This is a genomic window from Marinobacter sp. ELB17, from assembly GCF_000169375.1.
Taxonomy (GTDB): domain Bacteria; phylum Pseudomonadota; class Gammaproteobacteria; order Pseudomonadales; family Oleiphilaceae; genus Marinobacter.
The window spans coordinates 1-19,804 of record NZ_AAXY01000028.1; the positions used below are offsets into that span (position 1 = coordinate 1).

A 19,804-nucleotide genomic window follows, 5' to 3' on the forward strand; every position below is an offset into this window, starting at 1 on the left:
ATATTGTGGGAGTTCACAGGGCAAGGGCGGAATACGATGCATTGATGGGCGACCTGGAATCAGCCCAGCGCCAATTACGCCAGGCCCAGGAAAAACTGACGGCCGGCTCACCCATGCGCCAGATTGTAACCGAGCGCCTGAGTGCCATTACGGCCGAGCTTAACGTTCGGCGTAATGGCTGATAGCGAGTACACCTGCCACCGCAGCAAAACCCCGCAGGTGGCCTGGGGTTAAACCCTGCTAGGCGTTCCCGGCCGCCTTCAGATTCATGTTGGCGGTAAAGTCCAGCATGCGCTGTAAAGGCCGCAGAGCGTCTTCACGCAGAGCTTCGTCTACCAGCACTTCCTGATTACTGGTCTGGCCCTTTGGCGCTTCCAGCACGGCCAGCAGGTTTTCCAGCCCATTCATAGCCATCCACGGACACTGGGCGCAGCTGCGACAGGTCGCACCGTTACCGGCGGTGGGCGCTTCAATCAGGATCTTGTTGGGCGCCAGCTGCTGCATTTTATAAAAAATGCCGTTGTCGGTCGCCACAATAAAGCGTTCGTTCGGCAGGGTTTGTACGGCGTTGATCAGCTGTGAGGTAGACCCTACAACGTCGGCCAATTTCACTACCGCATCCGGTGATTCCGGGTGTACCAGTACGGCGGCATCCGGGTAAAGCGCTTTAAGATCTTCCAGGCCACGGTGTTTGAACTCTTCGTGCACAATGCAAGAGCCGTTCCACAGCAGCATATCGGCGCCGGTAGTTTTCTGCACCCAATGGCCCAGGTGTTTGTCTGGCGCCCACAGGATTTTTTCACCGCGGGCGTCCAGCAATTCCACAATGGCCTGGGCGCAGCTTGAGGTGACGACCCAATCGGCGCGGGCTTTAACCGCCGCCGAGGTGTTGGCGTAAACCACCACAGTGCGGTCTGGATGTTCATCGCAGAAAGCTGAAAACTCATCCGCTGGGCAACCTACATCTAGCGAGCAGGTAGCCTCAAGGGTAGGCATTAGAACGGTTTTTTCCGGATTCAGGATTTTAGCGGTTTCGCCCATAAAACGAACGCCGGCCACCACCACGGTAGACGCGGGATGTTGATTGCCAAATCGGGCCATTTCCAGGGAGTCGGCGACACAGCCACCGCTTTCTTCAGCCAAGCGCTGAATGTCTGGGTGGGTGTAATAGTGCGCCACCAGAACAGCGTTTTTCTCCTTCAGAGCAGCCTTGATGCGAGGTTCGAGCCGCGCCTTTTCTTCAGCGCTAAGGAGCTTGGGCTCCGCGGCGTGGGCCAGGTATTCCTGAACAAGGATACGGTCTTCAGCTTTAGTCATGTACAGCGTCTCTCAATTGCTTTCTGGCAGTAGCCTTCTGCGACCGAGTATATCATCTCAAACTCCGGCGTACCGCCTGGCAGCAGGGCAAAAAACGACGGAGAACAAGTGGGAATGCCGGGAGTGATGAGTCAAAGGTGGGAAAAAGACAAAAAAGGACAAAAAAGGACAAAAAAAAGGTCTGCTTTGCAGCAGACCTTGAATAATGGTGGGTCGTGATGGATTCGAACCATCGACCAATTGGTTAAAAGCCAACTGCTCTACCAACTGAGCTAACGACCCTGAATTGCTCACTGAATAACAAACAGCCTGTTGGTCGGCGTGCTTGCGCGTTGAAACTGCTTTAAACCACCGCAGCACTGCAACGCTTCAGTGCTTACCGCCGGATCTCTATAACAGCAATCTGTGCTAACACACTGCGTTTGCAAGACCCTGACGGGTGTTTGGTGGGTCGTGATGGATTCGAACCATCGACCAATTGGTTAAAAGCCAACTGCTCTACCAACTGAGCTAACGACCCTGAGCGAGGCGCACATATTAATGATTTTTCAGGCGTGATCAACCCCTTGCGCCCGTTTTTTTCATTTTTCCCAAACACCGAGCCTCAACCGCCGCTGCTTTGGCCGTCAAGATAGCTCTGAGCCAGCTTCGCCGCGCTGCTGTCCGGGTAGTTTTTTACCACCGTTTGCATTCGCCGACCGGCCTCTTCCTTTTCGCCCAGCCTGTCCAGAGTAACCCCAAGCTTGTAAGTTGAATCTGCTGCTTTGCGGTGGTCGGCAAATCGCGTGGCAACAATACTGAAGGCCTGCTTGGCCTGCTCTAGCTGAGGTTTTACCAAATAGACTTCACCGAGCCAGTAATAGGCGTTCACGGTTAGATCACCCTCGGGGTAAGTGTCCAGAAACTCATAAATTTGGGTTATCGCCTGATCGTATTTTTTCTGGTTACGAATCAGATCAACAATACTGTTGTAAGCTTTGCTTTCTTCAGCAGAAGGCTGACGATAGTCTTTGGCTTGCACGCTGGCAGGTGCGGGCGTTGCGGGCGCAGGTGCGGCACTGGCGGCCGCCTGAGCCTGCTGCTGCGCGGCAGTCAGCTTCAGAATACGCTGGTCAAGATCAATGTAGCGATCGCGGCCCTGTTGCTCAAGGCGGTCTACCAGATGGCGTTGTTCTTCCACCTCACCCTGCAGACGTCGCACATCTCCCTGCAACTGCTGAAGCATGTAAAACAGCTCTGCACTCGCTTGATTATTGCCGGCCTGACGGCTGGCCTCAGACGTATTGTTCTGAAATGCCGGTGTCGACGACTGTGCCAGCACCACTCCTGCCTGCGTTACCGCAAACAGGAGGGTGGCAGCCGCCATGAGCTTTTTAGTCATGGGCGTACCTGTTGGAGGCTAAAAGTTCCTGTAGATACTAACAGCAACGGTTAACGGAAAATCAGCTCTACCCGACGGTTCTGGGAACGGGCGCTGTCGCTCATGCCTTGTACCGCTGGCTTTTCTTCACCATAGCTAATGGTTTCGAGTTGGCCACGGGAAGCGCCATTTACAATCAGGAAGCGCTGCACTGCGTTAGCACGGCGCTCGCCCAGAGCCAGGTTGTATTCACTAGTACCACGATCGTCCGCATGGCCTTCCAGGCGGGCGTTCATTGACGGGTTGGCAGACAGATAGCGCGCATGGGCAACCAACACGTCACGAGATTCTGCACTGATTTCAGCGGTGTCAAAATCAAAGTAGAACACGGTAACGTCACGCAGTGCCATTTGTTGCGACTGCTGTTGTGCGGCCATACGCTCTTCATCGCTCAACTGTGCCGACGATACGCCGTCACGGGTGCCATCGCTGTAAACAGTGGAGCCACCTTGCTGGTCTACCGCTGACACATCGGAACCGAAATCGGCGTCTTCCATTGGGTCGCCAGTAGAGCTACAACCGGCAATGAGGCCAACTGAGAACAGCATGGCAATGGCTTTGGACTGGACTGAAAACTTCATGAGCATTTCCTTGTAGTCAATAGGTTAAAAATGAGTAGTCAATGGGTTGCAACATGGTAGTAAATTGATCGAAAACTGCGTTCACTTCATAACTCACCGGCTGACCTTTTGGGCCAGACAGTTACCGAGGCAGCGGGCCCCACGCCGGCTCACGGACATCGCCTTCGGTAGCGGGCAAGCTATAGGCTGCGCCGCCATCCGCCGAGATAACCGTCAGCACGCTGGCACCACCCTGACGGGTAGCGTAGATCAGCATGCGTCCGTTGGGGGAGACACTGGGTGATTCATCGGATTCGGTGCGGGTAAGCACGGTTTCTTCCCCGCTTTTAAGATTGGTGCGCGCAATGTGAAACCCGCTGCTGCGCTGGTGCACGTAATACACAAACTCGCCTTTATGGTCTGGCCTCGGGCGCGCGTTGTAGCGGCTACCGAAGGTCATCCGACGCGGCTCACCCTTGCCTTTCTGACGGTAGATTTGCGGGCCACCAGACCGGTCAGAGGTAAAGAAAATTTCATCGCCGCCGGCACTGTAGGTGGCTTCGGTTTCAATGGCCCAGTGATCGGTGAGTTTGGTCAGATCACGGCTGGCCAGATCCATCCGGTAGATGTCAGCATTGCCGTCTTTGGACAAGGTCATCAATAGGGATTTGCCGTCGGGAGACCAGGCCGGGGCCGAGTTCAAACCACGAAAATCGGCTATTTTGGTACGTTTTCCGCTCGCCAGTTCATGCACATAAATGGCCGGCTTGCCGGTTTCAAACGAGACATACGCCAGGCGACTACCATCCCGCGACCAGGCCGGCGACAGAATCGGTTCAGCACTTTCAAGGCGAACCCGCGAGCGTTTGCCATCAATGTCGCTGACCTGCAGGCGATAACGAACCTTATCGCCGACGTTTTCTCGAGTTATGTACGCCAGTTGCGTTGAAAAAGCCCCCCGCTCTCCGGTGATGGCTTCATAAACCCGATCACTGACGTAGTGTGCCAAGGTCCGCAGATTGCCCAAAGGCGCACCCGCGCTCTCGCCCAAAATACGCTCCTCGCGGTTCACATCAAACAGCTCATAACGGGCCTCGAGACGATCACCCTGGCGGGTCAACTGGCCAACCAACACATAGCGCTGGCCCAACAGCCGCCAGTCGCGGAAGTGCACCTCGGAGCGCTGCGACGGCAGGCTGAGCATTTTTTCTGCTGGCAGAGTGCGGAACTCGCTGCTCATGGTCAGATCAGACTGCACAATGTCGGCCAGGGTATCGCCCGGCGGTATGGCGCCACTTTCAGCAAACGGCACGACGGCGATGGGCAGCGCCGAATCGACGCCTTCGGTGATGCGGATCAGCAGCTCGGCGCGCAGCGGCAAGCTGGTTGCCAGCAAAAAAAACAGCGCCATTCCCGCGCGTACGGCGGCTTTACTCAAGGCCTTCAAGGTTGTCGGGGTCGTTAACGACGTCATGTTCAGAGCCTGTGTCATATTGTTACTCATATTCTAGCGCAACCGACTGGGGTTGAACTCGATGGTAAACTGGCGAAAATAGCTGTCAAACGTGTCCCGGTCTTTAGGCACAGGGTAGCGGTTCAATGAGCGCACCGCACTCAGAGCCGAGTTATCAAACGCGGTATTACCACTACCGCGCACCAGCGTTACGTTCACCAACTCACCGGTTGGCAGCAGGGAAATCTGTAACCGTGCTGTCGTCTCTTCGGTAGCTGACGACGGCGGATACCAAGCCCGGCTCAAGCTGTCGCGAATCAACGCCTGGTACTTTTCTGCATCGGTCAGCATTTGCGCTTCTCGCGCTCTGGCGGCGGCGGCCTGTTGTGATTTGCGCGCCTGGTCGGCTTCTGCGTCTGTAGCCTGTTGCGCCAATGCCTTTAAATTCTGCTCACGCAGTCTGCGCTCTGCCTCTTGGCGTTTACGCTCGGCTTCTACGCGCTTCTGCTCGGCCTGTTCCTGCGCTTCCTTTTCGCGCTTCTGACGTTCTGCTTCTGCCTCTTTGCGCTGTTCTTCCAGCTGCTTTTGCTCTTCAGCTTTGCGCTTTGCTTCCTGGAGCTGGCGTTGCGCCTGCTGTTCCGTTTTCTGCCTGGCCTGCTCTTTGGCTTCAGCGTCGGCTTTCAGCTTTGCAGCCTCTGCTGCCTGCGTCTTCTTTTCAGCCTGTGCACGGGCTTTTTCCTGCGCCTGCTCCTCGCGTTTCTGTTCCGCCTGCTGCTGCACGCGGGCGTCCGCTTCCTGTTTTTTCTTTTGCTCTTCGGCCTTGCGTTGCTGTTCCGTCTCACGCTGTTGTTCGAGCAACTTGCGATCTTCTACCAGGCGCTGTTCGGCTTCATCAGGCTGGTCTACCTCGGTTACGTCCGGTGTCGGCCGTGGCTCAGGGCTGATCAGCCGGGCAGAAATGCTGCGCGGTGGTGGTTCGTAGTTAGAGCTGCTCCAGCTCCAACCGCTTATGGCTATCACCAAGATCAATAGGTGCAAGCCAACGGAAAACGCCATGGGCGATTTCCAGGCTGGTGTTCCAGCATTATTCTGGTCGCGCTCCCGTCCGCTCACCGCAAACCCGCCTGCACTGCTGTCATGGTTTGTCCAGGGGCGCTTCAGTAATAAGCCCGATATTGGCCGCGCCAGCCATTTGCAGCGCCGACATCAAACGTACCACCGTGCCATAACGTACCTGTTCATCGCCACGCACCAATACTTCGCTGTTGCTGCGCTGAGACAAAATTTTGGCAACTTCTGACTGCAGCTCTTCCAGCGCCATTGGGTCACTGCCGCGATCACCCACTTCCACGTAATAGGCGCCGTTGCTGTCTACCGACACGATAATCGCTTCCACGTCTTTCTCAGCCTGGATCGGGTCAGAACTGGTTTGCGGCAAGTCCACTTTTACGCCTTGGGTCAGCATGGGCGCGGTTACCATGAAAATGACCAACAGCACCAACATCACGTCGATGTAGGGCACCACGTTGATTTCGGACATTGGTTTGCGCCGGCTTTCCGGCATCATCCCCATACCTTTCATAAGGTTACACCCTTGCCTTCAGCGAATTGAGATTCACGATGCAGCTCTGTCGCCGCTGTGAACCCGGCGGTGCAATATGCTTGAAAACTCTTCAGCAAAGGTTTCGTAGTTTTTCAGCAAAGCATCGGAGCGCGCAGCAAAGCGGTTGTAGGCGATAACCGCAGGAATGGCGGCGAACAAGCCCATGGCGGTAGCAATCAAGGCCTCGGAAATACCGGGCGCCACTGTGGCCAGCGTTGCCTGCTGCACCTGTGCCAGCCCGCGAAAGGAGTTCATAATGCCCCAAACCGTACCGAAAAGGCCCACGTAAGGGCTGGTAGAACCCACCGTTGCCAGAAATGGCAAACTGATTTCCAACCGTTCCTGCTCGCGGGAAAAGGCGACTCGCATGGCGCGCTGGGCGCCGTTCATTACCGCGTCTGCATCATGGCTTTGCTGGCGCAGACGGGAGAACTCGCGGAAGCCAGCGCGAAAGATAGACTCCATACCGGAAAACGGTGTGGGCTCGGCAGCTACCTCACGGTAAAGCTGGCCCAGGTCCATTCCTGACCAGAACCGCTCTTCAAACGCCAGCCGCGACTGCTGGGCTTTACGAAATACCTGAACGCGTTGCAGGATCAGCGCCCAAGACGCTACCGACGCCAACAGTAATAACAGCATCACCAACTGCACTAGCACACCGGCGTTGGAAATCAGATACCAGACCGAAATTTCAGATTCCACCTTCTACTCCCGGTTATTTTGATGATTCTTCAGAAAATTCTTTAATTTATTTTTGGCCAGTATTTCAAATAACTTTTTTAACAAATCTTTAAACTTTTCTAAAGCAGCTTCGCTGCTCTGTGACGACTAGCCTTATTGCACCTGCTGCTCAAGCAGGCTGGTCATATTAGCGGGTAAACGCTGGGGCCGACCAGCGCCCATGGTTACGCAGGCAACCGTGACACTGGCCTCGCACAACAGCTTCTGATCGCACTGGCGCACGACTTGTTCGCGAAACTTCATCCACACCCTACCAAAGGAAATTGGTACAGCGCGAACTTCCAGCATGTCATCAAGCTTTGCAGGTGCGCGGTAATACAGTTCTATACGCTGCACAACATAATTGACGTTGTCGGCCAGGCCGGCACGCAAGCCAATGCCATGACTGCGGAGCCACTCGGTACGGGCACGCTCCATGTAGTTCAGATAGTTGGCGTGAAAAACAACGCCACCGGCGTCAGTGTCTTCAATGTAAACCCGTACCGGTAAAACAAAACTGTTGCTGATGAGTTCAGTCATCAGCGGCCGCTCCGGCCTGACGCGCGGCATCTTCGCCCTGCATTTCTTTGCCTACTTCGCCCCGTACTTCACCCCGTACTACGCCGAAATGCTGGTACGCGTGGTTAGTGACCATGCGCCCGCGAGGGGTGCGCAGCATAAAACCCTGCTGAATCAAAAACGGTTCCAGCACGTCTTCAATCGTGCCGCGCTCTTCGCTGATGGCAGCGGCCAGGCTTTCGACGCCCACTGGGCCACCGTCAAACTTTTCAATCATAGCCAGCAACAGACGCCGGTCCATGTGATCAAATCCCTGATCGTCCACTTTCAGCATGTTCAGCGCCAAGTCGGCGATGTTGGCGGTAATACGGCCATCTGCACGCACTTCGGCGTAGTCCCGAACCCTGCGCAACAAGCGGTTGGCGATGCGCGGTGTGCCGCGGGAACGGCGCGCCATTTCAAACGCACCGGCCTCGTCAATGTGCACCGACGACAGCCGCGCCGAACGCAGAATAATTCGGGTCAGGTCGGCGTTGTTGTAAAACTCAAGACGCTGCACGATGCCAAAACGATCCCGCAAGGGCGACGTCAACAAGCCTGCTCGGGTGGTGGCGCCTATTAGTGTAAATGGCGGCAAATCGAGCTTGATCGAGCGCGCAGCCGGGCCTTCGCCAATCATAATGTCCAGCTGATAGTCTTCCATCGCCGGATACAGAATTTCTTCAACCGCTGCGCTCAAACGATGGATTTCATCGATAAAGAGCACGTCGCCGGCCTCAAGGTTGGTCAGCATGGCCGCCAGATCACCGGCTTTTTCCAATACCGGGCCAGAGGTGGTTTTAATCGCCACGCCCATTTCATTGGCAATAATATTGGCCAGAGTGGTTTTACCTAGCCCGGGCGGACCAAATATCAGTACGTGATCCAGCGCTTCCTGACGGTTGCGGGCCGCAGAGATAAAAATATCCATCTGCTCGCGTACCGACGGCTGACCTACGTAGTCCGCCAGCAATGTAGGGCGAATAGCGCGGTCCTGAACGTCTTCGTAGTCGGCGGTCTTAGCCGAAATCAGGCGATCAGATTCGATCATTGTGTAAGCGGCTCTTTTGTCAGGACTGTTTGAAAGCGTGGCAATTGTACAAAGGTTGTGCAGGCTGTCACGTTACGCTGACGCAAGGTTCGGCGCCAGTGCCCTGCACATTAAAGCCGTGTCATACCGTTGGTATCATGTTGCGCAGCGCCATGCGAATCAGCTGTTCGTTGGTCATGCCGTCTTCGGCAATACGGCTGATGGCCTTGGCGGCTTCCTGGGGCTTGTAACCCAGCGCTATCAGGGCCGCTTCGGCTTCTTCGCGGGGGTCGTTCGCCGCCGGCATGCCGTTAGCGGGCAGCGTTGCACCAGGAGCGGACGCTGCCGTCAGTTCAAATTGCCCTTCCAGCTGACCTATCCTGTCTGTCATCTCGATCAGCAGGCGTTCGGCGGTTTTTTTGCCCACACCGGGCAGTTTTACCAAGGCGCTGGTGTCTCGCGCCTGCACGCTGCGAATAAACTGGCTGGCGCTCAACCCGGACAGAATGCCCACGGCCAGTTTGGGACCCACACCATTCACTTTTATCAACAGGCGAAACAGGTCGCGATCCAGCCTGGAGGAAAAACCAAACAGGCTTTGAGCGTCTTCGCGAACGACAAAATGAGTGTGTAGTGTGAGCTCTTGCCCCGGATCGGGCAAATTGAGGAAGGTAGAAAGGGGGATGTCAACCTCATAACCCAGCCCCTGGCATTCAACCATCGCCTGGGCCGGCTTTTTTTCCAGCAAAATTCCACGGATACGACCAATCACATCAAGGCTCCTGGCACGGATGCCGGTTGGATGTCGGTTATTGCTGCCGCATTCGCCCGCTGCGGGCCTTACCGCCCTGCCCGGCTACGCGCAACAGGCTCTGATTCATGTGAGCGTGGCAAAGCGCTATGGCGAGGGCATCGGCGGCATCCTCTTGAGGCTTGCGTGAGAGGCTCAAAAGCACCTGCACCATATGCTGCACCTGGGCTTTTTCAGCGCCGCCTGACCCCACCACCGCCTGTTTTACCTGGCGCGCCGAGTATTCGTGCACTTCCAGACCGCTAGTGGCTGCGGCTACAATAGCCGCACCGCGGGCCTGCCCCAGCTTCAGGGCAGAATCCGGGTTGCGAGCCATAAACACCTGCTCTATGGCAAATTCCTCGGGACGAAACTCCGCAATCAGCGTGACCAGGCTTTGAAAAATCACTCGCAGCCGCTCCGCCATGGGTTTTTCACCCACACGGATGCAGCCACTGTCGATGTATTCAGTGTGCCTGCCCTCGACGCGAATAATACCGTAGCCGGTAATGCGCGAGCCGGGGTCAACGCCGAGGATTATGGGCACGGATCAGGTGTTACCGTCGACGTTGCTGTTGTCGACGATACGATCAGTACCCGCAATATTGCCTTCGACAGCCTTCGCCGATTTACGCAGGCGAATGTGCAGCTCGCGCAGTTGCTTTTCGTCGACCGCGCCTGGCGCCTGGGTCATCAGGCAGGTGGCGCTCTGGGTTTTCGGGAACGCAATCACGTCGCGAATGGAACTGGAGCCGGTCATCAGCATCACCAGGCGGTCGAGACCAAATGCCAGGCCACCGTGGGGCGGGCAACCAAACTTCAGGGCGTCCAGCAGGAAGCCAAATTTGGCGCGGGACTCTTCTTCGGTAATACCCAGAATGCGGAACACTTCCTGCTGCATCTGCTGGTCGTGAATACGGATGGAACCGCCGCCTAATTCGGTGCCGTTCAGAACCATGTCGTAAGCGCGGGACAGCGCGGTGGCCGGGTTGGCCGCCAGCTCTTCCGGCGAACACGAGGGCGCGGTGAACGGATGGTGAATAGCGGTCAGGCCGCCATCAGGCAACTCTTCGAACATGGGGAAATCCACTACCCACATCGGCGCCCATTGACAGGTCAGCAGATTCAGATCGTGGCCGACTTTGATGCGCAGCGCACCCAGGGCTTCATTCACCACATTGGTTTTATCGGCACCAAAGAACACGATGTCGCCGTCCTGGCCGCCAACGCGTTCAATAATCGACAGCGCAACGTCCGCGCCCAGGAACTTAACGATGGGCGATTGTAGCCCTTCAACGCCTTTGGCCAGCTCGTTGATTTTGATATACGCCAGGCCGCGGGCACCGTAAATGCCGACGTACTTGGTGTATTCGTCAATCTGCTTACGGCTGAGTGCGCCACCGTTGGGCACACGCAATGCAGCAACACGGCCTTCGTCATCGTTGGCAGGGCCGGCGAACACTTTGAAGTCTACGTTGGCGACCAGATCGTCTACGCTTTGCAGTTCCAGCGGGATACGCAGATCCGGCTTGTCGCTGCCATAACGGTCCATGGCTTCTGAATGCGACATGCGCGGGAATTCTGGCAGTTCTACCTGCATCACATCTTTGAACAGGGCGCGAATCATGTCCTCGTTCAGGGTCATCAGGTCTTCTTCGTTTACAAACGACGCTTCGACATCCACCTGGGTGAATTCCGGCTGACGATCGGCGCGCAGGTCTTCATCGCGGAAGCACTTAGCGATCTGGTAGTAGCGGTCGACACCGGACACCATCAGCATCTGCTTGAACAGCTGCGGCGACTGCGGCAGCGCGAAGAAGGAGCCTTCGTGGGTGCGGCTGGGCACCAGATAATCACGGGCGCCTTCCGGGGTCGCACGGGTCAGGATGGGGGTTTCCACATCCATAAAGCCGTTGCTATCTAAATAATTGCGGATATAGCTGGTGACCCGCGAGCGGAAGCGCAGGCGATTCAGCATTTCCGGGCGGCGCAGGTCTATAAAGCGGTAGCGCAGGCGTACGTCTTCGCCCACATCAACGTGTTCGTCCAGCGGGAACGGCGGTGTGGCGGCGGCGTTAAGAATAATCACTTCTTTGCCCAACAGTTCAACCTGGCCGGTGGCCATGTTGCTGTTTTCGGTGCCAGCGGGACGACGACGCACACGGCCGGTAATTTTCACCACGTATTCGCTGCGGACTTTTTCCGCCAGGGCAAAGCTTTCGGGAACGTCTGGGTCTACCACTACCTGCGATATACCGTCCCGATCGCGCAGATCCAGGAAGATAACCCCACCGTGGTCACGGCGGCGATGTACCCATCCGCAGAGTGTAACTTCCTGATCGATGTGAGATTCGTTGATCTCACCGCAATAATGACTGCGCATACCGGTTCCCGTTATGTGTGGTGTCTGATGTTTAAATTTGGCTGTTTAGAATTGTGCTTGGCGTTGGCCCGGCAAAGTCGGGCAAGCAGCCGTACGCGTGAGCTGTCAAGTTGGTTTTGGCTCGCAAAATTTGGCGCGAACGATGCTGCAAAAGTACGACATTATAAACAAAATGGTGGTGAAAATCAGGCCCGTTTAAAGGCCAACTTTATTGTCGCCTTACGGTTAAGTGACGCAGCCTCGGTAGCTGGCTAGAATATGCAGTTCGAACCCTACCTGGAGTCACTATTTTGTCGTCCCGCGCTGAGCAAAAAAGCCGTACCCGCCGCGCCTTGATGGATGCTGCCCTGGCCCAGTTAAGCGCCGACCGCAGTTTTGGCAGCCTTAGTCTGCGTGAAGTAACGCGCCAGGCCGGCCTTGCACCTACGTCGTTCTATCGCCATTTCACGGATTTGGACGAGCTGGGCATGACTCTGGTGGACGAGGGCGGCGTGGCGTTGCGCCAGTTGATGCGTCAGGCCCGCCGGCGCATTGTTCGCAACGGCGATGATGGCAGCGCTATCGCGACCTCTATTGATACCTTTATGGAATATTTGCAGGGCAACGCCAACCTGTTCCGCTTGATGCTACGGGAACGCACCGGGCTGTCGGAGCATTTTCGGACGGCGATTAAAGCCGAGATTGATCATGTCGCAACGGAACTGGCGGTGGACTTGCGCCGCTTTGCCGCCGCAGAAGGCCGCCGTCTGGCGGAGCCCAAGTTGGTGGCCGAGGCCATGGTGGCGCTGGTTTTCAGCCAGGGAGCGGAAGCGCTGGATGCCAGTGCGGAGATTCAGGAACAGCTGAAAGTTAAACTGAAGATTGAGCTGCGAATGGTGTTGTTAGGTGCCCAAGAGATGGGCGCCAAAGGCTAAAGCGGCCTCTGACCAGCCTGCCAACCTATTCTACTACTCTCTACAACTTTAGCGTTGCAGCTTAGCTGCCACGGGTGCCAGCTGTTCACGTACGCGGGCAAGCCCTGCGTCATCGTAGGCCACTGGCGCTTGCTTGCCCCACACCGGCGCGGGCCAGGCCGGATCGCCTTCGAAGCGCACGATATGGTGCAGATGGAGCTGCGGCACCATGTTGCCCAGCGCCGCTACATTCATTTTGTCGCCGGCAAAGAACGTCATCATGCCGCGGCTGAGTTCAGACGACTCCCACAACAAGCGCTGCTGATCGGCGTCATCAAGCTGGTAGATCTCGCGAATGCCGGCCCGCATTGGCACCAGAATCACCCATGGCCAGGTGCTGTCGTTCATCAAACGAAGCTCACACAAACGGCTACGCCCCAGGCTTAACGTGTCAGCCGCCAGGCGTTCGTGAAGATTAAAGCCGTTGATGCTTGGCATGTTGCTTCCTGTTATTCGCTGTGGAACTGGTTGCGGCCGCGGCCGATGGCGTAATACATCAGGCCGTGGCGTTCCAGCATTTCCGGCTCGTAGAGGTTGCGGCCGTCAAATACAACAGGATGTTTGATGTTTTCGGCAATGGCCTTGAAATCTGGCGAGCGGAATTCTTTCCATTCGGTACAGATCGCCAGCACGTCGGCACCTTTAATGGCCTGCTCTTTGGTGCCGCACAGGGTCAGGCGCGCTTCGTCGCCATAGATGCGCTGGGTTTCTTCCATGGCTTCCGGGTCAAACGCTTGCACCGTGGCACCGGCTTTCCACAGGTCTTCCATCAGGGTGCGGGCCGAGGCTTCGCGCATGTCGTCGGTGTTGGGCTTGAACGCCAGGCCCCACAGGCCCACAACCTTGCCCTTCAGATCGCCACGGAAATAGTGGCTGATTTTGTCAAACAGCACGTGCTTCTGGGCGTAGTTGACGGATTCCACCGCGTTCAGAAGCTTGGCCTCGTAACCAATGCCGTCAGCGGTGCGGGCCAGGGCCTGCACGTCTTTGGGGAAGCAGGAACCGCCGTAACCGCAGCCGGGGTAAATAAAGTGGTAACCGATACGTGGGTCTGAACCAATACCGCGGCGCACCGCTTCAATGTCGGCGCCCAGGCGCTCGGCCAGGTTGGCAATTTCGTTCATAAAGCTGATCTTGGTCGCCAGCAGCGCGTTGGCGGCGTATTTGGTCAGCTCGGCGGAGCGGATGTCCATGTACACCATGCGATCGTGATTCCGGTTAAACGGGTAATACACTTCACGCAGCATGTCCGCGGCACGGTCACTGTCGCAGCCGATAATGATGCGGTCCGGCTTCATGAAATCGTTAATCGCAGCGCCTTCTTTGAGGAATTCCGGATTCGACACCACATCAAATTCCAGCTCCAGGCCGCGGTTGTCTAGCTGCGCGCGCACTGCCGCTTTGACCTTGTCGGCGGTGCCGACAGGTACGGTAGATTTATCAACCACCACCGTGTAATCGTCCATATATTGGCCGATAGAGCGGGCTACCGCGGTGACGTATTGCAGGTCGGCGGAGCCATCTTCGTCTGGCGGCGTACCTACAGCGATAAACTGCAAGCTGCTGTGTTTTACCGCTTTTTCAGCGTCGGTGGTAAAGGACAGGCGCCCGGCTTCCACCGTGTGCCGCACAATGTTTTCCAGACCGGGCTCGAAGATGGGAATCTGACCGTTTTCCAGTTTTGCGATCTTGGCCTGATCCACATCCATGCACAGCACGTTATGGCCGACATCCGCCAGGCACGCGCCCGTTACCAATCCTACGTAACCGGTGCCAAAAATCGTTATATTCATAAATCGTTTCCTGCCGTTCTAAGCAAATTAAAGGTAACTGTGAATTCTTGCGGGCCCGGTTCTATTGCTCGCGTTTGCGCGTTTGCCAGATGCCTTCCCACGCCAGCGCGGTGCCCACAATGGTGTCCAGATTGTCGTGATCCGGCTGCCAGCCAAGGGTGTGTTTGATCAGCTGGTTATCCGCCATCAGCGCCGCGGGGTCGCCCGCACGGCGGCCACCGCGCTGAACCGGGAAGTCTACGCCGGACAGACGTTTGACCACGCTGATGACTTCATCAACGGTAAATCCGCGGCCGTAGCCGCAGTTCATCACCTGAGACTGACCACCACGGGCCATGTAGTCCAGCGCCATAACGTGGGCCTTGGCCAGGTCTTCCACGTGAATATAATCGCGCACGCAGGTGCCATCGCGGGTGTCGTAGTCGGTGCCGAATACGCTCATGTCTTCGCGCTGGCCGGTAGCACATTCGCAGGCGACTTTGATCAGGTGGGTGGCTTCCGGCGTGGCCTGGCCCAGCAAGCCATCGGGGTTGGCACCGGCAACGTTGAAGTAACGCAAAATCACGTAGTTCAGGGACGATGCCGCGGCCAGGTCCATAATCATCCGCTCGCTCATCATTTTAGAGGCGCCGTAGGGATTGATCGGTACTAGCGGCAGGTCTTCGGTGAGCACGGTCTGCTCTGGCGTGCCGTAAACTGCAGCGGTGGACGAAAACACCATGTAAGGAATTTGGTGACGATCAACCGCCTGCAATAAATTCAGGGTGTTGCGTGTATTATTGGCGTAGTACTTCAGGGGATTGCTGACCGATTCCGGCACCACAATGTTGGCCGCAAAGTGCAGTACCGCTTCAAACTGATGCTGGCTGAATACGGCGTCAATGGCTTCTGCGTCTGCCAAGTCGCCCACCACCAGCTCGCCGGCGGTAACGGCCCAGCGATAGCCGGTGGAAAGATTGTCGAACACCACAATATCGTGGCCTGCAGCAGCCAACTGGCGCACGACGTGGCTGCCAATGTAGCCGGCACCGCCGGTAACGAGAACTTTCATCATTTTGCGCGGGATACCCCGCCCTTCAGGGCGGGGAGGGATAGCGCGTCGTGCGTCAGCGCGACTCGTTTTCCCTGTCTCCCTCCTCCTTTCGTTGGTTGGGTTGGATGTGATAGCCGTAGCCATCCGCTCGCTGGGTTAAAACACAGTGGCGATGAGATATTCCTTGAATAGCACCACTACTTGTCTGAATATTGAAGCTGCCGGTTTTACGAACCGCCACACGACCCTGCCAGGTGCCGGCTTTCGTGCCTGCTGGCACCACGGCGCGCACCATATCTCCGGTTTGAAACCCCTGTACTTGCTTCTGTCGCATCAGATATCCACGAGGGAAACCGTGCTTTGTTAAGCGTGTGCGTTTATAACTGCCGCGCCCGGTGGCTTTGATCGCCAAGGTTGGAACGTCCCAACCTTCTACGATCTCGACTTCTCCGACGCAAGCCGCATCCAGCGCGTGAGTCTTTGGAATGCGCAATCGACAGCGATTGAACTTGGTCCGGCCACCGGTACCCACTTCAACCGGCAGGCCCGTTTGCTTCAGGGCCTGATACAGCGCCCATCGGGTTGAATTAACCGCGGAGGCGTCTCTTAAGGGCTTTTTGCACTGTTTGAGGATGCGATCCAGCCTGGCCTGATGGTTCTTTAGCCGCTTGGATGTGGCAAAGAATGAAACCAGGGATTTCCGGTCCTTTTCCTGATTGCAGGGCCGGCACGCCAGCGTCAGGTTGCTGATGCGGTTCGAGCCACCGTTGGCTTTTGGGTCGATATGCTCAATTTGAAGCGGCGTATCGGTATCAGCGCAATAGGCGCATTCGCGGCCCCACTTTTCCAGTAGGTATTCGCGGATCTCGTAGCCGAGCAAGGTGCCTTGCTGGTATTCGACACCGCTGACTTCCGGGGTTTCCATCTTTTGCGTATCGAATCGAACCAGCTCCTGGCTGATAGACACAACCGGCACCAGAGATCGAAGCCGATTCACCAAGCTCCGGGTGATATCGACCCGATGCTGGAGACTCGGGGCCAGCCAGCCTTTCGGCTTGGTTCGATTCAGAAATCTGGGCGCCCGGTACCGCAGCTGGTTGCGACGCCGGCGGCGAAACGCCCTGCGTTGGTCCAAAGACTTGCTGATCTGGCGGCCGCGATGGACTAATTCCATTAACGCCAGAACGTGTTGCTTCTGGCCGTTTTCTCGAACCACCGCGATCCCGGTGGCCTTGCTGCCGGGGTCAATCTTGATTCGTAACGGCTGTGTGACGTCACCGGTACGGTTTTTCAGCCGGATTGTAAACGGATACGCACGCACCACCACGGCTCGCCTACGGCTGAGCAGAAGCCGTGCGCGCCTTTCGGTGCACGGCATAAGGGGGTGTTTGCGTTTGTCTAATACAAAGACCGACATCGTTTTCCTTTCAATGAATGCCCTTACGGGCCTTGTGACGGAGGCCGAAGCCTCTCTCCCCTCGGGAATGTCTATCACCGGCTCCCGCTTGCGCGGCAACTGAAACCTTCGGCGCTTTGCCTTTCGCCAGCGTGATCCCGGTCTTCCAGAGCGCCGAACTGAGGAAGCATTCGGCGGTGAGTCTTAGCGACCTGTGATAAACGTAGCGGGTTGGTTACCGCTTTCCCTGGTCAACCTGGCCTGCAGGGTGTTCTCTACAAGCCCCGTCCTTTAGGGCGGGGTAGTTGACGTCCATTTACTCCGTTTTGGCTGATTGGCGCCTGAGTTCGCGCCGACGGCTAAAAAAGTCACTGATAATACGACTGCAAGGCTCTGCCAATAAACCGCCACGGGTTTCAACACGCCAGTTAAGGTGAGGCTCGTCAAAGGTACGCCGAGCCGATTCCACCGCGCCGGCTTTGGGTTCGGTAGCGCCGTACACCACTCGGCTGATGCGGCTGTGGACAATCGCGCCCACGCACATGGTGCAAGGTTCCAGTGTAACGTAAAGCGTGGCGCCGCTTAACCGGTAATTGTTCAGGTAGGTCGCGGCCTGACGCAAGGCGCAGATTTCGGCGTGGGCGGTAGGGTCACAGCTGCTGATTGGCTTGTTAAACCCCGCGCCCACTTCCTGGCCGTCAATCACCACTACGGCCCCTACCGGCACCTCGCCCAGAGCGGCGGCCTGTGCCGCCAGCGCCAGAGCTCGGTTCATCCAGTATTCGTCGTTCGCGAGCACCGTTGTCAGCGGTTCATACATTAACAGGCGTTTCCTAATGGTTATGGCACAACCCGGAAGTACTCAAGGTCGGCGATCACGTTGGGCTGGGCCAATATTATACTATTACGATGATCCGGATCTGCACGATCAGGAATCTACCGCAATACATTAATCATCAACCGCGACTTCCCCCTGGACCCCGTGCCGCAAACCTTGCGCCAGTTCGCGCAACGCTGCCTGATCCAGCGTTTCAACTTCCAGCAAGCGGCGAGCCGCCCGCTCCAGAATGTCCCGGTTGTGAGACAGAATTTCGAAGGCCTGCTCTGATAACTCACTCAGCAGCTCACGTACGGCAGTATCTATGGTTTCAGCGGTCGCCTCACTGTAATTGCGTTCAAAATAACCGGGGGTACGATCGCCAAGAAAGCTACTCCGCTCAGCCTCATAGCTGACGTTGCCGAGATCTGCATCCATGCCATAGCGTACCACCATGGATCGGGCAATATCACTGGCCCGCGCCAGGTCGTCAGCCGCTCCCGTAGACAGGTGGTCAAAGATCAGTTTTTCCGCCGCGCGCCCGCCCATCAGCACCGCTATTTTGTCCCGCAGTTCGCTTTCGGTCATCAGGAAACGGTCTTCGGTCGGGCGCTGAATGGTGTAACCCAAGGCTCCGATACCCCGTGGAATAATTGACACTTTATGAACCTCATCCACCCCCGGCAATGCCATACTGACCAATGCGTGGCCCATCTCGTGATAGGCCACAATTTCCCGTTCACGAACGTTAATCAGGCGGTTGCGTTTCTCCAGGCCGGCGATAATGCGCTCGATCGCGCCGGTGAAATCGGCCATGGTCACCTGCGCTGCCCTACGCCGTGTGGCCAATAGTGCCGCTTCATTCACCAGATTGGCCAGATCGGCACCGGAAAAGCCGGTCGTGAGCGCTGCGATCTCATCCAGCTCTATATCCGGAGTTCGCACAATCTTGCTCATATGGACCTGCAGGATCTGAATACGCCCTGCACGATCCGGTCTATCTACCAGCACCTGCCGGTCAAAACGCCCGGCCCGCAGCAGTGCGGGGTCAAGAATCTCCGGCCGGTTGGTTGCCGCCAGCAGCACTACTCCCTGGCCCGGATCGAAACCGTCGAGCTCCGATAAAAGCTGGTTCAGCGTCTGTTCGCGCTCATCGTTACCGCCTTGCACCGTGCCGGCGCTGCGGGCCCGGCCCAAAGCGTCCAGCTCATCAATAAAGACAATCGCCGGCGCGGTGCCACGGGCCTGTTCGAACAGATCCCGAACTCGCGCCGCACCAACCCCTACGAACATTTCAACAAACTCAGATCCGGAGATGGAAAAGAACGGCACACCGGCTTCACCGGCCACGGCCCGTGCCAGTAGGGTCTTACCGGTGCCGGGCGGTCCCACCAGCAGAATGCCTTTTGGCATTCGCGCGCCCAGGCTGCCGTACTCCCGGGGGTTCTGAAGGAAGTCGATAACTTCCTGCAGCTCAGCCTTGGCCTCATCCACGCCGGCGACATCGGCAAAGGTCACTTTGGTGTCTTTTTCCACGTAAATTTTGGCTTTGCTTTTACCCACCGCCATCATCCCGCCCATGCCCTGCTTGCCAGCCATACCGCGAATCAAATACATCCAGATGGCGACAAAGATCAGCGCGGGTAAAATCCAGGACAATAGCGCGTTAAACAGGGTGTTTTCTGCCGCGCCTGAATAGGTTACGCCGGTTTGATTCAGACGATCAGCCAGGTCAGGGGTAACCGGCGTCGTAACAAAACCGGTTTTGCCGTTCACCGGGCTGGAGAAAGTGCCGCTGATGGAGGTGGTGCCAATCACCACGTTTTCGATAGCGCCCTCATCGAGATAAGTCTCGAACTGGCTGTAGGGAATGGGCTCAACGGTTGTTGACTGCACCCAGTAATCACGGAGGAATACAACGCCCATGACAGCAAGCAACACATACCAGATATTGATCTGATGTCGGCGGTTCATGCTG

The 19,804-nt window shown here is 56.7% G+C and carries 19 protein-coding genes, 2 tRNA genes and 1 pseudogene; 2 read left to right on the forward strand and 20 right to left on the reverse strand.

Annotated elements, in window-relative coordinates:
- A pseudogene (locus MELB17_RS19345) lies at positions 1–182 on the forward strand (M48 family peptidase); the annotation flags it as partial.
- A 58-nt stretch (positions 183–240) separates the two neighbouring features.
- Here the strand turns inward: MELB17_RS19345 and nadA are convergent.
- The 14 genes from nadA to aspS form a co-directional block, all read right to left on the reverse strand.
- Entirely contained in the window at positions 241–1,317 is a 1,077-nt protein-coding gene (nadA, locus tag MELB17_RS19350; RefSeq protein ID WP_007352034.1) for a quinolinate synthase NadA, read from the reverse strand.
- 206 nt (positions 1,318–1,523) lie between these two features.
- Positions 1,524–1,599: transfer RNA gene (locus tag MELB17_RS19355), tRNA-Lys, on the reverse strand.
- A gap of 162 nt (positions 1,600–1,761) precedes the next feature.
- Positions 1,762–1,837, reverse strand: a tRNA-Lys gene (locus tag MELB17_RS19360).
- A gap of 84 nt (positions 1,838–1,921) precedes the next feature.
- Positions 1,922–2,698 (reverse strand): tol-pal system protein YbgF, encoded by a 777-nt coding sequence (ybgF, locus tag MELB17_RS19365; protein ID WP_007352035.1) that lies wholly within the window; start codon positions 2,696–2,698, stop codon positions 1,922–1,924.
- A gap of 50 nt (positions 2,699–2,748) precedes the next feature.
- Entirely contained in the window at positions 2,749–3,318 is a 570-nt protein-coding gene (gene pal, locus MELB17_RS19370; protein ID WP_007352036.1) for a peptidoglycan-associated lipoprotein Pal, read from the reverse strand.
- A 121-nt stretch (positions 3,319–3,439) separates the two neighbouring features.
- A complete protein-coding gene (tolB, locus tag MELB17_RS19375) occupies positions 3,440–4,771 on the reverse strand; it encodes a Tol-Pal system beta propeller repeat protein TolB (RefSeq protein ID WP_050774969.1) in 1,332 nt (443 codons plus the stop codon).
- A gap of 33 nt (positions 4,772–4,804) precedes the next feature.
- Positions 4,805–5,806: a cell envelope integrity protein TolA gene (gene tolA / locus MELB17_RS19380; protein WP_007352038.1), complete on the reverse strand. Its 1,002-nt coding sequence runs from the start codon at positions 5,804–5,806 to the stop codon at positions 4,805–4,807.
- 79 nt (positions 5,807–5,885) lie between these two features.
- On the reverse strand, positions 5,886–6,332 hold the full coding sequence (gene tolR / locus MELB17_RS19385) for a protein TolR (RefSeq protein ID WP_007352039.1): 447 nt from the start codon (positions 6,330–6,332) through the stop codon (positions 5,886–5,888).
- Between the two features lie 33 nt (positions 6,333–6,365).
- A complete protein-coding gene (gene tolQ, locus MELB17_RS19390; RefSeq protein WP_007352040.1) occupies positions 6,366–7,055 on the reverse strand; it encodes a protein TolQ in 690 nt (229 codons plus the stop codon).
- Between the two features lie 132 nt (positions 7,056–7,187).
- Positions 7,188–7,613, reverse strand: a complete 426-nt coding sequence (gene ybgC / locus MELB17_RS19395; RefSeq protein ID WP_007352041.1) for a tol-pal system-associated acyl-CoA thioesterase — start codon at positions 7,611–7,613, stop codon at positions 7,188–7,190.
- Positions 7,606–8,682 (reverse strand): Holliday junction branch migration DNA helicase RuvB, encoded by a 1,077-nt coding sequence (gene ruvB / locus MELB17_RS19400; protein ID WP_007352042.1) that lies wholly within the window; start codon positions 8,680–8,682, stop codon positions 7,606–7,608. The genes ybgC and ruvB overlap by 8 nt, the downstream gene beginning before the upstream one ends.
- 121 nt (positions 8,683–8,803) lie before the next feature.
- Complete coding sequence (ruvA, locus tag MELB17_RS19405) at positions 8,804–9,433, reverse strand: Holliday junction branch migration protein RuvA (RefSeq protein ID WP_007352043.1); 630 nt, start codon at positions 9,431–9,433, stop codon at positions 8,804–8,806.
- A gap of 37 nt (positions 9,434–9,470) precedes the next feature.
- Entirely contained in the window at positions 9,471–9,998 is a 528-nt protein-coding gene (ruvC, locus tag MELB17_RS19410; protein ID WP_007352044.1) for a crossover junction endodeoxyribonuclease RuvC, read from the reverse strand.
- 3 nt (positions 9,999–10,001) lie between these two features.
- Complete coding sequence (aspS, locus tag MELB17_RS19415) at positions 10,002–11,834, reverse strand: aspartate--tRNA ligase (protein WP_007352045.1); 1,833 nt, start codon at positions 11,832–11,834, stop codon at positions 10,002–10,004.
- Between the two features lie 290 nt (positions 11,835–12,124).
- Between aspS and fabR the strand changes: the two genes are divergently transcribed.
- Complete coding sequence (gene fabR, locus MELB17_RS19425; RefSeq protein ID WP_007352047.1) at positions 12,125–12,748, forward strand: HTH-type transcriptional repressor FabR; 624 nt, start codon at positions 12,125–12,127, stop codon at positions 12,746–12,748.
- 48 nt (positions 12,749–12,796) lie between these two features.
- Here fabR and MELB17_RS19430 read toward each other — a convergent pair whose 3' ends face one another.
- The 6 genes from MELB17_RS19430 to ftsH all read right to left on the reverse strand — a co-directional run bounded on the left by MELB17_RS19430 (position 12,797) and on the right by ftsH (position 19,800).
- Positions 12,797–13,225 (reverse strand): HIT domain-containing protein, encoded by a 429-nt coding sequence (locus MELB17_RS19430; protein ID WP_007352048.1) that lies wholly within the window; start codon positions 13,223–13,225, stop codon positions 12,797–12,799.
- An 11-nt stretch (positions 13,226–13,236) separates the two neighbouring features.
- Positions 13,237–14,580, reverse strand: a complete 1,344-nt coding sequence (locus MELB17_RS19435) for a UDP-glucose dehydrogenase family protein (RefSeq protein WP_007352049.1) — start codon at positions 14,578–14,580, stop codon at positions 13,237–13,239.
- Between the two features lie 61 nt (positions 14,581–14,641).
- Positions 14,642–15,631: a UDP-glucose 4-epimerase GalE gene (galE, locus tag MELB17_RS19440; RefSeq protein ID WP_007352050.1), complete on the reverse strand. Its 990-nt coding sequence runs from the start codon at positions 15,629–15,631 to the stop codon at positions 14,642–14,644.
- 55 nt (positions 15,632–15,686) lie between these two features.
- Complete coding sequence (gene iscB / locus MELB17_RS19445; protein ID WP_007352051.1) at positions 15,687–17,030, reverse strand: RNA-guided endonuclease IscB; 1,344 nt, start codon at positions 17,028–17,030, stop codon at positions 15,687–15,689.
- A 295-nt stretch (positions 17,031–17,325) separates the two neighbouring features.
- A complete protein-coding gene (gene tadA / locus MELB17_RS19450; protein ID WP_007352052.1) occupies positions 17,326–17,829 on the reverse strand; it encodes a tRNA adenosine(34) deaminase TadA in 504 nt (167 codons plus the stop codon).
- A 129-nt stretch (positions 17,830–17,958) separates the two neighbouring features.
- Positions 17,959–19,800, reverse strand: a complete 1,842-nt coding sequence (gene ftsH, locus MELB17_RS19455) for an ATP-dependent zinc metalloprotease FtsH (RefSeq protein WP_007352053.1) — start codon at positions 19,798–19,800, stop codon at positions 17,959–17,961.
- Positions 19,801–19,804: the final 4 nt, after the last annotated feature.